This is a genomic window from Pantoea sp. B65 (genome assembly GCF_047308185.1).
GTDB lineage: Bacteria > Pseudomonadota > Gammaproteobacteria > Enterobacterales > Enterobacteriaceae > Erwinia.
In genome coordinates this window covers 55825-70876 of record NZ_JAHXPU010000027.1, presented here as the reverse complement: position 1 = coordinate 70876, position 15052 = coordinate 55825, and the positions used below count along the sequence as shown (strand labels likewise).

Below are 15052 nucleotides of genomic sequence, written 5' to 3'. Positions count from 1 at the left end.
TGCAATCACGACAGTCCGTTAGCCGACGATGCTGACAAAAAAATCAGTTAACACGCTGTTTTTAAACATATTACCCCGTCACTCACCCGCTGGCATGCTCCATGCTTAGATCCGCTAACACGCTATTGAGCAATGTCGAGCTTCAGACCCGTAAACAGACAGTGAAGGATAGGAAGGGTGGGTAAATAACATGACACGGCGATCCCGATGGCTCATCGTGCATCAGTCATCTTGACTGCCGGCCCTTCTGCGCATCTCTTCATCACCAACCGGAGAGTGATTTATGCCCAGAAAAATGAAAACCATGGACGGCAATACGGCAGCCGCCTATGTGTCTTATGCATTCACGGATGTTACCGCCATTTATCCGATTACGCCCTCAACGCCGATGGCGGAGAGCGTTGACGAGTGGGCGGCGCAGGGTAAAAAGAACCTGTTTGGCCAGACGGTAAAAATTATTGAGATGCAGTCGGAATCCGGCGCCGCCGGGGCGATACATGGCGCTTTACAGGCCGGGGCGCTGGCGACGACCTACACTGCCTCGCAAGGGCTATTATTAATGACGCCCAATATGTATAAAATCGCCGGTGAACTGCTGCCGGCGGTTTTTCATGTCAGTGCCCGGGCATTAGCCACCAACTCACTGAATATCTTTGGCGACCATCAGGATGTTATGGCGGTCCGGCAGACCGGCTGCGCCATGCTGGCGGAAAGCAGCGTACAGCAGGTGATGGATCTCAGCGCGGTTGCCCATCTGGCGGCGATCAAGGGCCGGATCCCGTTTATCAACTTTTTTGATGGTTTTCGCACCTCACACGAAATTCAAAAAATCGAACTGCTCGACTATGCGGAGTTAGGCGCCCTACTGGACTGGGATGCAGTGGCGCGCTTTCGTCAAAATGCATTGCACCCGGATCATCCGCTGGTGCGTGGCACCGCACAGAACCCGGACATCTATTTTCAGCAACGCGAAGCATCGAATAAATTTTATGCCGCCTTGCCTGAATTAGTTGAGTCTCTGATGGCTGAGATTAGCCAGCTCACGGGCCGCGAGTATCACCTGTTCAATTATTATGGCGCCGCGGATGCCGACCGGCTGATCATTGCCATGGGTTCGGTATGCGAAACCATCCAGGAAACGGTGGATTATCTGAATGCCAGCGGGGAGAAAGTGGGCGTACTGACTGTCCACCTGTACCGACCTTTTTCTCTGGAGCATTTTTTTCGCTATATCCCGAAAAGCGTGCGCAACATCGCCGTCCTCGATCGCACCAAAGAGCCGGGATCGCTGGCTGAGCCACTCTATCTGGATGTGAAAAGCGCCTTCTATAATAGCGACTGGCGCCCGCTGATCGTCGGCGGGCGCTACGCGCTCGGGGGCAAAGATATTCTGCCCAGCCATATTATTTCCATCTACGACAACCTCACCCTTGCGCAGCCACAGGATGGCTTTACCGTAGGGATTACCGATGATGTCACCTTTACCTCGCTGCCAGCCCCGGTACGCGATATTGACACCTCATCCGCAGGGATTACCGCCTGTAAATTCTGGGGATTAGGATCGGATGGTACCGTCGGCGCCAATAAAAGCGCGATCAAGATTATTGGCGATAATACCGATATGTATGCGCAGGCTTACTTCGCCTATGATTCGAAGAAATCCGGCGGCGTCACCATGTCCCATTTACGCTTTGGCGACCGGCCAGTGAAATCCCCCTATCTGATCCACCAGGCTGATTTTATCTCCTGCTCGCAACAATCTTATGTCACTAAATACCACTTACTCGCGGGGCTGAAACCCAATGGTATCTTTCTGCTGAACAGTAGCTGGGATGCGGCGGAGCTGGATGAGAAACTTCCCACGGCGATGAAACGCTATATTGCTGACAACCATATCCGCTTTTATACCGTTAATGCCGTGGCTATTGCCCAACAGCTGGGATTAGGCGGGCGTTTCAATATGATTATGCAGGCAGCATTTTTTAAGCTGGCGGACATTATCCCGCAGGCTGCCGCTACCGACTATCTGAAGCAGGGCATTGCCGATTCATACGGGAATAAAGGGCAAAAAATTGTCGATATGAACAGTATGGCGGTTGATAAAGGGATGGAATTTGTCACCGCGGTGACCATTCCGGCCGCCTGGCGCCTGGCGCAGGAACCCGCAGTGACGCAAAAAACCCTGCCCGCTTTTATTAAAGATATCCTGATCCCCATGAACCGGCAGGAAGGTGATTTACTGCCGGTGAGTATGTTTAATGGTATGGAAGATGGCAGTTTTCCATCGGGCACCGCAGCCTGGGAAAAACGCGGAATCGCAATCAATGTGCCGGTCTGGCAAATGGATAAATGTACCCAGTGCAATCAGTGCGCCTTTATTTGCCCGCACGCGGCGATCCGCCCGCTGTTACTTACCGCGCAGGAGATGCAAAACGCGCCGGAGGGCCTGAACGCCAAAGCGGCCGCCGGCGCAGCAGATGCCTGGTATCATATGGCGATTTCTCCGCTTGATTGCTCCGGCTGTGGTAACTGTGCTGATGTCTGTCCGGTGAAAGGCAAAGCGCTGGCGATGCAGCCACTGGAATCACAGCAGCATCAGATCGATCTGTGGCAACACGCGCTAACCCTGCCGCCGAAAGCCAACCCGCTGAATAAGTTCACGGTTAAAGGCAGCCAGTTTGAACAACCGCTGCTGGAATTCTCCGGCGCCTGTGGCGGCTGTGGCGAAACCCCTTACGCCAAACTGGTGACCCAGCTGTTTGGCGACCGGATGATGATCGCCAATGCTACCGGTTGCTCCTCGATCTGGGGGGCCAGCGCCCCGTCTATCCCTTACACCACCAACCATAAAGGGCAAGGGCCAACCTGGGCTAACTCGCTGTTTGAAGATAATGCCGAATTTGGTCTTGGCATGCTGCTGGGGGTGGATGCCATGCGCGATACCCTTACCAATCTGGTGACAACCGCACTGGCAACGCCACTTAATGCCGCGCTGTCCAGCGCCCTGCAGGAGTGGCTGGCCTATAAAGACCAGGGAGAAGGCACCCGCGAGCGGGCGGATAAACTGCTGACGCTGCTGGCCAGCCAGACCCCCGGTGAGAATGTTACCCTCGACAAGATCTATGCCCATCGCGACTATCTGGCAAAACGCTCCCACTGGATTTTTGGCGGGGACGGCTGGGCCTACGATATTGGATTTGGCGGTCTGGATCATGTGCTGGCGTCGGGCAAAGATGTCAACGTACTGGTATTTGATACCGAGGTGTACTCGAACACCGGCGGCCAGTCATCGAAATCGACCCCGACGGCAGCGATTGCCCAATTTGCCGCCAGCGGTAAAAAGACCCGCAAGAAAGATCTCGGCATGATGGCGATGAGTTACGGCTATGTCTATGTCGCCCAGGTGGCAATGGGAGCAGACAAAAACCAGACGCTGCGGGCAATTGCCGAAGCGGAAGCGTATCCCGGGCCATCACTGATTATTGCCTATGCGGCCTGTATCAACCACGGGTTACGTATTGGTATGGGATGCAGCCAGCGGGAAGCCAAACGCGCCGTTGAAGCGGGTTACTGGGCGAACTACCGTTACCATCCAGAGTGGAAACAGGCAGGCAAAAATCCCTTTGTCCTTGATTCGGACGAGCCGGAAGAGGATTTCCAGCAGTTCCTCGCCGGAGAGGTTCGTTACTCATCGCTGAAAAAACAGTATCCCGAACTTGCCGAGTCGCTGTTTAAACAGACCGAGGAGGATGCCCGCGAGCGGCTGGCGGGGTATCAAAAACTCGCCTCCTCCTGAGAATCCCCTCGCGATGCTCTGGCCCGGTATGAGCGCCACCGGGCCAGCAAAAATGTCGCTCTTTTCACAATTTGTCGGCTGGATACGACATTTTTTCTGACGGGAGAGTCGCGAATGAATCTATCGCCGGATGCTGGCCGCCAGCGCAGCCGTAATATGCTGATAATTCATCATTTACGCAGTCAGGCTTCCCGCGGCAGAACTGGCACAAAGTTCGCTTTTATTTTTTTATCCATCAGCCAATAAACGGCTTACTTATTCCTTTAACGCATTACCTAATCTGTCAGGAGAGTACTATGGCCAACATCGGCATCTTTTTTGGTTCTGATACCGGACAAACACGCAAAGTGGCGAAACTGATCCATCAAAAACTGGACGGAGCCGCCGACGCCCCGCTGGATATCAGACGTGCAACCCCTGAACAATTTTTTGCCTATCCCATCTTGCTGCTGGGCACACCCACGCTGGGTAACGGCGAACTGCCGGGGATTGATTCCGGCAGCCAGTACGACTCATGGCTGGAGTTTGTTGACACGCTGACCGCCGCCGATCTGAGCGGTAAAACCGTAGCGTTGTTTGGGCTTGGCGATCAGGTAAATTATTCCGCTAATTTTGTCAGCGCCATGCGCATCCTGTACGACATCGTGATTGCGCGCGGCGCCTCGGTGGTCGGTAACTGGTCGCGCGAAGGTTATCAATTCTCCTTCTCCGCCGCTCTGCTGGATGATAATGAATTCGTCGGGCTACCACTGGATCAGGAAAATCAATACGACCTTACCGAAGAGCGTATCGACAGCTGGCTGGAAAAAATCAAAATGGCCGTACTGTAATTGCAACGCCACCGCGGGAGCCGTTAATGGCTCCCGCGGCTCTCTTTTTGCCCGCGGCCGCCCCTCTGCCCGCGGGGTTACACTTCGTTGCGCTTCTGCCGTCCTGCGGTGCGGCTGATTGACTATAGTTACTGGCTGTAGTGAATTTAAACGGGAGCGTTATGAATCAGGTGAAAAGACCGATTGGCGATCACGGCGTGATTGGCGATTTACGAACCTGCGCACTGATTGCCAGCGATGGCACCATAGATTACTTCTGCTGGCCTGACCTCGATAGCCCCTCCGTGTTTAGCGCGCTGCTCGACAGCGATCAATCGGGGCTGTTCAGTATTGCCCCCGACTGGCCGCAGGCACGCCGCCAGCAACTCTATCTGCCCGATAGCAATATTCTGCAAACCCGCTGGCTGGCCAGCGAGGGCGTGGCCGAAATTACCGACTATATGCCGCTATGCGATGAGCAGGACAAACAGCCGCGCATTGTACGCCGGGTAAAAATGGTGCATGGCGAAGTTCGCTTTCAGCTGCGCTGCGCGCCGGTGCATGATTATGCCCGCGCCAAAACCGGGGCCAGCCGGCAGGCGAATACCGTGATCTTTTCCGCGGCCGGACAGCCAACCCTGTGTCTGGCGGGCAACCGTGAGCTGACGGTTGAAGGAGATGCCGCCGTAGCCAGTTTTACTCTGAAAAGCGGCGAGCACGCCGAGTTTATCTTCGGCTCTGCCGATGATGATCATCTGGCGACGCTGGAAACAGATTATTGTTTCCGGGAAACCCTTAATTACTGGCGCCGCTGGTCGGCAAAAAGCCAATACCATGGCCGCTGGCAGGAGATGGTCAATCGTTCTGCGCTGGTATTGAAACTGCTTACCTCCTGGCAACACGGCTCGATCGCCGCTGCCGCCACCTTTGGCCTGCCGGAAGAACCCGGCGGCGTACGTAACTGGGATTACCGCGCCTCGTGGATCCGCGATGCCTCTTTTAGTATGTACGCCCTGATGCGGCTCGGTTATGTGTCGGAAGCGAAACGCTTTACCCAGTGGGTAGCGCGCTGTGTGGAGAATAGCCACCACGATGAAGAGAAGCTGCAGGTGATGTACCGGCTGGATAGCGGTACCGAGTTGCAGGAAATTGAACTGCTGAATCTTGCCGGTTACGCCGGTTCATCACCGGTACGCATCGGTAATGACGCCTGGCGCCAGACCCAACTGGATATTTATGGCGAACTGATGGACGCCATCTATCTGGCGAATAAGTATGGCGAGGCGATTTCTCATCGCGGCTGGGAGAATGTGCAGCGGATGATCGATTATGTCTGCGAAAACTGGAACCAGCCGGATGCCGGTATCTGGGAGATGCGCGGCGAGCCGCAACATTTTTTGCATTCCCGGCTGATGTGCTGGGTGGCGCTGGATCGCGCACTGCGGCTGGGAATGAAACGCTCCCTGTCGATGCCTTATCAGCGCTGGGATAAAGTCCGCGCCGAGATCCGCGCGGATATCTGGCAAAATTTCTGGAATACAGCGCGCGGTCATTTTAGCGCCACCCGCCACGGCAAGTCGCTGGATGCCTCAATGCTGCTGATGCCGCTGGTGCGTTTTGTCGGCGCCACCGATCCACAGTGGCTGGCAACGCTGGACGCGATTAAGCAGCATCTGGTCAGTGATGGCCTGGTGCGGCGCTATAACATCGACGAAACCCCTGCTGATGGCTTACGCGGCATTGAAGGGGCATTCGCCGCCTGTTCCTTCTGGTATGTCGAGTGTCTGGCGCGGGCCGGGCGCGTTGAAGAAGCCCATTTTGAATTCGAAAAACTGCTCAGCTACGCCAATCCGCTGGGACTGTATGCCGAAGAGTTCGACGCACGCGGCTATCCGCTGGGTAATATTCCGCAGGCGCTGAGTCATCTGGCGCTCATCAGTACCGCGTTCTTTCTCAACCGCAAACTGAGTGGTGAAGTGCCGCTCTGGCAACCCTGAAGCAAATTAAATTGTCACCACCGGTAACAACTGACGCTCTGACAGACAATTTTACGTAAAGTTAGTTCAACCGCGAAAAATCCTGGTTTCTTCTGAGGGCATTATGCCCATATAATGTGCACCCGGTCACAGTCCGGAAATGGGTCGACTCTCTAACTGCCTGCTAAGGCGCTAACACCTGAAAAATTATGAAAAAGAGCATTCGCGCGTTCGTCACACTGGCACTGGCATTTGCGGCGTTAAGCCACTCTGCTTTTGCTGTGGTTTATCCGCTGCCGGCCAAAAATAGCCGGTTGATTGGAGAAAACCTGGAAATTACCGTTCCACAAGACAGCAAATTGCCGCTGGAGGCGTTTGCTGCGCAGTACCAAATGGGTCTCAGCAACCTGCTGGAAGCTAACCCTGGCGTGGATGTTTATCTGCCGCAGGCTGGCAGTAAATTAACCATCCCGCATCAGTTGCTTCTGCCTGACGCGCCACGCGAAGGTATTGTGATCAACAGCGCTGAAATGCGTCTTTACTACTATCCCAAAGGCACCAACACCGTTGTGGTGCTGCCAATCGGTATCGGTGAGTTAGGTAAAGATACACCGATGGACTGGGTGACCAGTGTGCAGCATAAAAAAGACGGCCCGACCTGGACGCCGACCAAGAAGATGCATGAAGAGTATGCGTCTCGTGGTGAGAAACTGCTTGAGGTGTTCCCGGCAGGTCCGGATAACCCGATGGGCCTGTATGCGCTCTATATTGGCCGCCTGTATGCCATCCACGGCACCAATGCCAACTTTGGTATCGGCCTGCGTGTAAGCCACGGTTGTGTTCGTCTGCGTGCTCAGGATATCAAATGGCTGTTCGACAATGTGCCGGTCGGTACCCGCGTTCAGTTTATCAACCAGCCGATGAAAGCCAGCGTCGAGCCTGATGGTTCACGCTATGTGGAGATCCACAACCCGCTGTCGCAGACCGAAGAGCAGTTTAACTCGCGCGAACCGGTGCCAATTGCGATTACCCCGGCGGTAAGCAAAGTGGTGGTTGATGCGACAGTAAATCAGAGCGAAATGGACGCAGCCCTGAAAGCCCGCTCCGGTATGCCGACGAAGATCACCGGCCTGGTTGAGAATGGTGAATCTGCACCGGTCGCGACCCCGGAAGCGGCAGGTGCGGTACCGCAGGAGCAGGCGATGACGCCAGCCACCACTGAGGGCGCTGCCGTGGCAACGCCGGAAGCGGCTCAGGCGGAAACCCAGCCGCAGCAGACCAGTACTGAACAACCGGCAGACGCGGCTGCCACGACTAACAGCAAGTTCTAAGTTTCACTGCTGTCGGTAACAACGGGCCACTATGGCCCGTTTTTTTATGGTTAAATATCCCCAGCGGAAACGGAGATAAATGGTGAAAATCAATGTTATTGGCACCAGCGGCAGCGGTAAATCTACCCTTGCGCGCGCCATTGCCCGGCAACTGGATCTGCCCTATATCGAAATGGACGCGCTCTTCTGGCAGCGGGACTGGGGTGAAAGCAGCGACGAACAGTTGTTTGCCCGGCTGGAGCAGGCGCTGCAGCAGCCGGGCTGGGTGCTGGATGGCAACTATAAGCGTACTCAGGCGATTAAATGGCGGGATATCGACACCATCGTCTGGGTCGATTATGGTTTTCTGCGTACCCTGTATCAGGCCATCCGCCGCGCCATTAGCCGTTCGTGGCACCAGCAGGAACTCTGGCCGGGTACTCACTGTCGGGAAAGCTTTCGCAAAAGCTTCCTGAGTCGCGACTCAATTATCCTGTGGACGATAAAAACCTGGCGCCATAATCGCCAGCGCTATCAGGCGCTGCTCAGCGACCCACGCTATCAGCATCTGCGTTTCATTCGTCTGACCTCACCACAAATGAGCCGCGAATTTATTGCCGGATTAAAAAAGTAACCCCGCTATTTATCATCTCTTTGTCATAAAAACCGCGTAATAAAGCTCAGATACCGGTGTCGGATTGCAGACAAATGGGGGGTGTGATGAGTCAACAAAACGCAGTCTCTTCGCTTAGCCCGGCCGCCGCCGGACGACCGAATATTTACGCAAAAACCAGCCGTTCATCGATGCTGCTGTTTATTCTGCTGCTGGTGCTGGGCATCGCCTTTGCCGGGGTTAACCTGTTTAACGACGTGCAGGATGCCGGCGTCACCGGTATCAGCTATATTCCATTTCTGTTACTGGGGCTGGCGCTGTTAATTGCCTTAGGTTTTGAATTCGTCAACGGCTTTCACGATACCGCCAACGCGGTAGCCACCGTGATCTACACCCACTCGCTGCCCCCCACTTTTGCCGTGTTATGGTCCGGCTTTTTTAACTTTCTTGGCGTAATGCTCTCCAGCGGCATTGTGGCATTTGGCATCATTTCGCTATTGCCGGTAGAACTGATTCTGCAGGCGGGCAGCGGCAAGGGTTTTGCCATGATTTACGCCCTGCTGTTCTCGGCGATTATCTGGAATCTTGGCACCTGGTGGCTGGGGCTCCCCTCCTCTTCTTCGCATACGCTGATAGGTTCAATTATTGGCGTCGGCGTCGCCAACGCCCTGATCCACGGTCACAGCGGCACCAGCGGCGTCGACTGGGATCAGGCGCTGACCGTAGGCTACGCCTTGCTATTATCACCGTTAATCGGTTTTATCGCCGCCGGCTTACTGTTGCTGCTGCTGAAGCTGTTTATCCGTAATCGCCAGCTGTATCAGGCGCCGGAGGGTAACAGGCCGCCGCCGTTGTGGATCCGCGGGATGCTGATCCTCACCTGCACTGGCGTCTCATTTGCGCATGGATCTAACGACGGGCAAAAAGGCATGGGGCTGATTATGCTGATTCTGGTCGGCAGCATGCCGATTGCCTATGCGCTTAACCGTTCCATTCCGCCCGGACAGATCCCGCAGGTGGCCGCGCTGGCCAGCCAGACCCAGCGCCAGCTGCTGCAGCAGTTTCCGCCGCCGGCGCAAATGGATGCCCCACGCTCGGTATTAACCGCTTATGTCGCCAGCGGGGAAACACTGCCGTCAGTGATGCCGGCACTGGCGCAGCTAATCGGATCGATTGGTGCTGAAATCCACCATTATGGCGATCTGGATAATATTCCGGCACAGGCGGTAGCCAATACCCGTAATGATATGTATCTGGCGTCGGAGAGTATTAAATTACTCAAAAACAGCCAGCTTACATTGCCGGCCGACACGCGACAGAATCTGACGGCGATGAAAAAAGAGCTGGATCGCGCCACGCGTTATATCCCGTTCTGGGTCAAAGTGGTGGTGGCGATTGCGCTCGGTCTCGGCACTATGGTGGGCTGGCGCCGGATTGTGGTCACCGTCGGCGAGAAGATTGGTAAGTCCCATCTGAGTTATGCGCAGGGGGCAAGCGCGGAATTAGTGGCCATGGCCACCATCGGCGCCGCTGATGCCTTCGGCCTGCCGGTTTCCACCACCCATGTGCTCTCTTCCGGGGTGGCGGGAACCATGGCGGCAAACCATTCCGGCCTGCAGCTGGCGACCTTGCGCAATCTGGCCTGTGCCTGGTTGTTAACCCTGCCGGTATCGGTGCTGCTTTCAGCCCTGCTTTACTGGCTGTTTAGCCAGATTTAGACCGGGGCTTTCTGCGGCAGGTTCAGCATCCGCAGGATTATCAGCAACGCCAGTAACACCACCAGCGCCGCCGCCAGCCAGATAGACTGCATCCCCTGGTAGCCGATTAATATCCCGGCAACCGGGCCGGTTAGTCCCAATCCCAAATCAAGGAACGCGGAATAGGTGCCCAGCGCACTGCCCTGACTCTGCGGCAGTACCTGCTTTACCGCTTCCACACCAAGCGCCGGGAATACCAGCGAGAAACCGCCGCCAGTCATAAAGGCGCCGAGGTCGACCAGCCATGGCGAACTGGCCTGCCAGATAATTAATAACCCCATCCCCTCAATCAGGAAAGAGACCAGCGAAACCTTCAGGCCGCCAAAGCGGGTAATATAACTGCTGAACGCCAGCCGGATGGTGATAAAACCGAGGCTGAACAGCGTCAGAGCAAAGGCCGCGCCGCTCCAGTCGTTGCTGGCGTAATAGAGAGTGATAAAGGTGGCAATCACGCCAAAACCGATAGTGCCCAGCCCCAGAGCCAGGCCATACAGCCAGACGCGCGAGAACACCTGATGAAAGGGCGTGCGGCTGGCGACCGTAACCCGGATGGCCGGTTTCTTGCCGGCCATCCAGAATCCGGCTACCCCCATCAGCACAATCAGCGTGGCAAATCCGGCAAGACCAAACAGCTGGTTCAGCATCACCCCCAGTGGCGCACCAATCGCCATCGCCAGATAAGTGGCCACTCCGTTCCATGAAATCACCCGCGCGGTTTGTAACGAGCCAACCACATTGATGCCCCATAAAGTGGAACCGGTACTGGTGAAACTCTCGCCGACGCCGAGGAATACCCGTCCCACCGCCAGCAACAGCAGGCTTAGCCACGGCTGCCCCTGAGTCAGCATCGCCACAATGGTCAAGACGCCGCTCATGCCGCAGCATACCAGCCCCAGCATCACTACGCGTTTTGGCCCCAGCATATCAGCCAGACGTCCGGACTGTGGACGACTGATCAGGGTGGCGAAATACTGAATGCTAATAATTAAACCGGAAATAAAGGAGCTGTAACCGAGCTGGTTATGTACAAAACCCGGCAATACCGCCAGCGGTAAGCCAACCGAGAGATAGCAAAAAAAGGTGAACACAATCACCGAGATAATACGCTGATTAAGCTGGGTGTTACTTAGCGCTGCTGTAGAGGACATGGTAAAGCCGTTTCGCGGTATACAATTGAAGCCCTATAATACGCATAGCATGCTAAGAGATCTCGTGAAGATTGTTGCGAAATAATCGGCGTCGTTACCGGAGGGTTATGAGTCAGATAAAATGTGTCATCCTTGATGATTATCAGGACGTTGCGCTAAAACTTGCCAACTGGGACGCTATCAGCGATCGCGTAACGGTTTCGGTGGTCACTGAGCATATTGCCGATCGCGCCAGGCTTATTGCCACGCTAAAAGATGCCGCCATTGTGATCATCATGCGCGAAAGAACCCGCTTCGATCGTCAGCTGATTGCCCGGTTGCCTGCGCTGAAGCTGCTGATTACCTCCGGCATGCGTAATGCTGCCATCGACATCGCCGCCGCCAGCCAGCAAGGAGTGGTGATTTGTGGTACCGACAGTGGCTCTGAACCGCCGGTTGAACTGACCTGGGCACTGATGCTCGGGCTGGCACGTCATATTGTGCAGGAGAATAACGCCTTCAGAAACGGCGGCCGCTGGCAACAGACGCTGGGGACCACCCTTGCTGGTAAACGTCTGGGGATTATCGGGCTGGGGAAAATCGGCACCAGGGTCGCCGCTATCGCCAGCGCCTTTGGTATGCAGGTTTCTGCCTGGAGTCCGGGGCTGACGCCAGCGCGCGCCGCGGCGGCGGAGGCTGACTACTGTGCGGATAAACGCGCGCTACTGGCGCAAAGTGATTTTGTTACGCTGCATATGGTGTTGTCAGAAACCACCCGCGGCCTTCTCACCCGGGCGGATATTTCTGCGATGAAACCCACGGCTTATCTGATCAATACCTCAAGGGCCGGACTGATCGCGCCGCACGCTTTAGCCAGCGCCTTAAAAAATGGCGTGATTGCCGGCGCGGGTATCGACGTGTTTGAACAGGAACCGCTGCCGGAAGATGACGAATATCGCCAGTTGCCCAATCTGCTGGCCACGCCGCATCTGGGTTATGTCAGCGACAGTAACTATCAGCGCTACTATGCCCAGGCGCTGGAAAATATCAGCGCATGGCTAAACCAGCAGCCGGTACGGCGGATAAATTAATCAGTCACAACTTGCTGGATCACCGCAGCGATCTCCGCTGAACGCTTCAGCGCGCGGATCTGGCTAAACAGCTCACTGGCTTCGCTATACTCTTTGCGCAGATAGCCAAGCCACTGCTTAATGCGCGCCACATGGTACAGACCGGTATCGCCCTGCTTCTCCAGCTGGCTGTATTGTTGCAGCAGCCGCACCACCGCCGGCCACGCCATACGCGGTTCATTATACTTAATCACCCGGCTCAGATTCGGCACATTTAGCGCGCCACGACCAATCATCAGCGCATCACAGCCAGTGACAGCCAGACAATCCTGCGCGCTTTGCCAGTCCCAGATTTCGCCATTGGCGATCACCGGAATCGTCAGCCGCTGACGAATATCAGCAATCGCCCGCCAGTTAATGCGTTCGGCTTTATAGCCATCCTCTTTGGTCCGGCCATGTACCGCCAGTTCCGTGGCGCCAGCCTGCTGTACCGCATCAGCAATTTCAAACTGACGATCGCCGGAATCCCAGCCCAATCGCACTTTTACCGTCACCGGTAAATGATCCGGCACCGCCTGACGCATCGCTCTGGCCGCGCGATAGATCAGCTCAGGATCTTTCAGCAAAGTGGCGCCGCCGCCGCTGCCATTGACCAGTTTCGAAGGACAGCCGCAGTTAAGATCGACCCCCCATGAGCCAAGCGCCACCGCCCGCCCGGCATTTTCCGCCAGCCATTCCGGGTACTGTCCGAGCAGTTGCACGCGCACGCGGGTACCTGACGGCGTACGGCTGGCGTAACGGAGTTCCGGGCAGAGACGATAGAAGGATTTTTCCGGCAATAGCTGATCGACCACCCGCAGAAACTCGGTGATACAGAGATCATAATCATTAACCCCGGTTAGCAGCTCACGAACCAGAGAGTCGAGAACCCCTTCCATTGGCGCCAGTAAAACCCGCATGCTTTTTCACTCACAGAAATTGAGGCGCAAGTTTAAGGGTTTTCGCGAAGATGTGAAACAGGGATAACGCGGTAATATCTGCGGTCGCAGAGAATGACAGGCGGCGCATTAATGCGCCGCCTGCAGACGGTGATTAGCCGTTATTTGACGGGTTCGAACGACGCTGGCGGGTGACATTAGCACGTGGCGCGCCAGACGGTTTGCTACCGGCTGGTTTACCGCCACGAGCGGCAGGAGCCGCGCCCTGGCGACGCTGAGCGTTACCCTGGCTACGCTCGCCGTTAGCGGCGCTGCGTTCGCTGCTCTGACCGCGAGGTCCCTGAGCAGGCGCGCGGCCACGACCAGCGCCATTACCGCCACGACCGCCGCCACCGCCTGCACCGCGACCATTCTGGATCGGCTCAGCTTTGATGCTTGGGTCAGGCTCATAGCCTTCCACCGCGCTGCGTGGCACTTCACGCTTCAGCACGCGCTCAATATCACGCAGCAGTTTATGTTCGTCGACGCACACCAGCGACAGCGCTTCGCCGGTGGCGGCAGCGCGACCGGTACGGCCAATACGGTGTACATAATCTTCCGGTACGTTAGGCAGCTCATAGTTGACCACATGCGGCAGCTCTTCGATATCAAGCCCACGCGCGGCAATATCCGTCGCCACCAGCACGCGAATGCCGCCCTCTTTAAAATCACTCAGTGCGCGCGTACGTGCGCCCTGGCTTTTATTACCGTGGATAGCGGCCGAGGTAATACCATCTTTATTCAGCTGCTCGGCCAGATGGTTAGCGCCGTGTTTGGTACGGGTAAATACCAACACCTGCTGCCAGTTATCGCGACCAATCAGGAAGGAGAGCAGTTCGCGTTTACGTTTCTTATCAACAAACATCACATGCTGCGTCACCTGCTCGGAAGCCGTGTTACGACGTGCTACTGACACCTGTTCCGGATTGGTCAGCAGTTTTTCAGCCAGCCCTTTAATCTCATCGGAGAAGGTCGCGGAGAACAGCAGATTCTGACGTTTTGCCGGTAATTTGGCCAGTACGCGTCGGATATCGTGGATAAAGCCCATATCCAGCATACGGTCCGCTTCGTCGAGCACCAGCACTTCAATGTGGGAAAGGTCAACCGCATTCTGATGTTCAAGATCGAGCAGACGGCCAGGGGTTGCCACCAGCACATCTACGCCACCGCGCAATTTCATCATCTGCGGGTTAATGCTGACGCCGCCAAATACCACCATTGAACGAATATTCAGATACTTGCTGTACTCGCTGACGTTTTCGCCGACCTGCGCCGCCAGTTCACGGGTGGGGGTCAGGATCAACGCGCGTACCGGGCGACGCCCTTTGGCATGGGGATTGCTGTTGGTTAAAATCTGCAGCAATGGCAGGGTGAAGCCGGCAGTCTTACCGGTACCGGTTTGCGCACTGGCCATCAGGTCACGACCGGACAGCACGACCGGGATCGCCTGACGCTGAATTGGGGTAGGTTCACGGTAGCCCTGCTCTTCAACAGCGCGCAGAATGTCGGCACTCAGGCCGAGAGAATCAAATGACATAAATTAAAGTAACTCCGGGTCCGCCCTGACCGTGTTCAACGGTGCAGTTTCCAGGGGGATAACTTGACGCCAGGCAAGCC

Annotated in this window: 10 protein-coding genes; 7 read left to right on the top strand and 3 right to left on the bottom strand. The window is 55.8% G+C overall.

From position 1 onward, the window contains the following. The first annotated feature begins 283 nt into the window (after window positions 1-283). From nifJ to JWF83_RS12650, 6 genes are all read left to right on the top strand, one after another. The gene (gene nifJ, locus JWF83_RS12675) at window positions 284-3796 is read left to right on the top strand and encodes a pyruvate:ferredoxin (flavodoxin) oxidoreductase (protein WP_413650570.1); all 3513 of its coding nucleotides are present in this window, start codon (window positions 284-286) and stop codon (window positions 3794-3796) included. Window positions 3797-4092: 296 nt separating this feature from the next. Further along, entirely contained in the window at window positions 4093-4626 is a 534-nt protein-coding gene (locus JWF83_RS12670) for a flavodoxin (RefSeq protein ID WP_413650569.1), read from the top strand. A 161-nt stretch (window positions 4627-4787) separates the two neighbouring features. Then, window positions 4788-6602, top strand: a complete 1815-nt coding sequence (locus JWF83_RS12665; protein ID WP_413650568.1) for a glycoside hydrolase family 15 protein — start codon at window positions 4788-4790, stop codon at window positions 6600-6602. A 188-nt stretch (window positions 6603-6790) separates the two neighbouring features. Beyond that, window positions 6791-7912: a L,D-transpeptidase family protein gene (locus tag JWF83_RS12660; RefSeq protein ID WP_413650566.1), complete on the top strand. Its 1122-nt coding sequence runs from the start codon at window positions 6791-6793 to the stop codon at window positions 7910-7912. 82 nt (window positions 7913-7994) lie between these two features. Continuing rightward, window positions 7995-8525: an AAA family ATPase gene (locus tag JWF83_RS12655; protein WP_413650725.1), complete on the top strand. Its 531-nt coding sequence runs from the start codon at window positions 7995-7997 to the stop codon at window positions 8523-8525. A gap of 86 nt (window positions 8526-8611) precedes the next feature. Beyond that, window positions 8612-10222, top strand: a complete 1611-nt coding sequence (locus JWF83_RS12650; protein ID WP_413650565.1) for an inorganic phosphate transporter — start codon at window positions 8612-8614, stop codon at window positions 10220-10222. Here JWF83_RS12650 and JWF83_RS12645 read toward each other — a convergent pair. Further along, on the bottom strand, window positions 10219-11409 hold the full coding sequence (locus tag JWF83_RS12645) for an MFS transporter (protein ID WP_413650564.1): 1191 nt from the start codon (window positions 11407-11409) through the stop codon (window positions 10219-10221). The two genes, JWF83_RS12650 and JWF83_RS12645, sit on opposite strands and share 4 nt — an antisense overlap. 107 nt (window positions 11410-11516) lie before the next feature. Here JWF83_RS12645 and JWF83_RS12640 point away from each other — a divergent pair, with 107 nt between their 5' ends. After that, window positions 11517-12479, top strand: coding sequence for a D-2-hydroxyacid dehydrogenase family protein (locus tag JWF83_RS12640; protein WP_413650563.1), 963 nt, complete (start codon window positions 11517-11519; stop codon window positions 12477-12479). Here JWF83_RS12640 and dusC read toward each other — a convergent pair. Together dusC and rhlE are read right to left on the bottom strand one after the other, a co-directional pair. Then, complete coding sequence (gene dusC, locus JWF83_RS12635; protein ID WP_413650562.1) at window positions 12476-13417, bottom strand: tRNA dihydrouridine(16) synthase DusC; 942 nt, start codon at window positions 13415-13417, stop codon at window positions 12476-12478. The two genes, JWF83_RS12640 and dusC, sit on opposite strands and share 4 nt — an antisense overlap. 133 nt (window positions 13418-13550) lie before the next feature. Beyond that, window positions 13551-14972, bottom strand: a complete 1422-nt coding sequence (gene rhlE, locus JWF83_RS12630; protein ID WP_413650561.1) for an ATP-dependent RNA helicase RhlE — start codon at window positions 14970-14972, stop codon at window positions 13551-13553. Window positions 14973-15052: the final 80 nt, after the last annotated feature.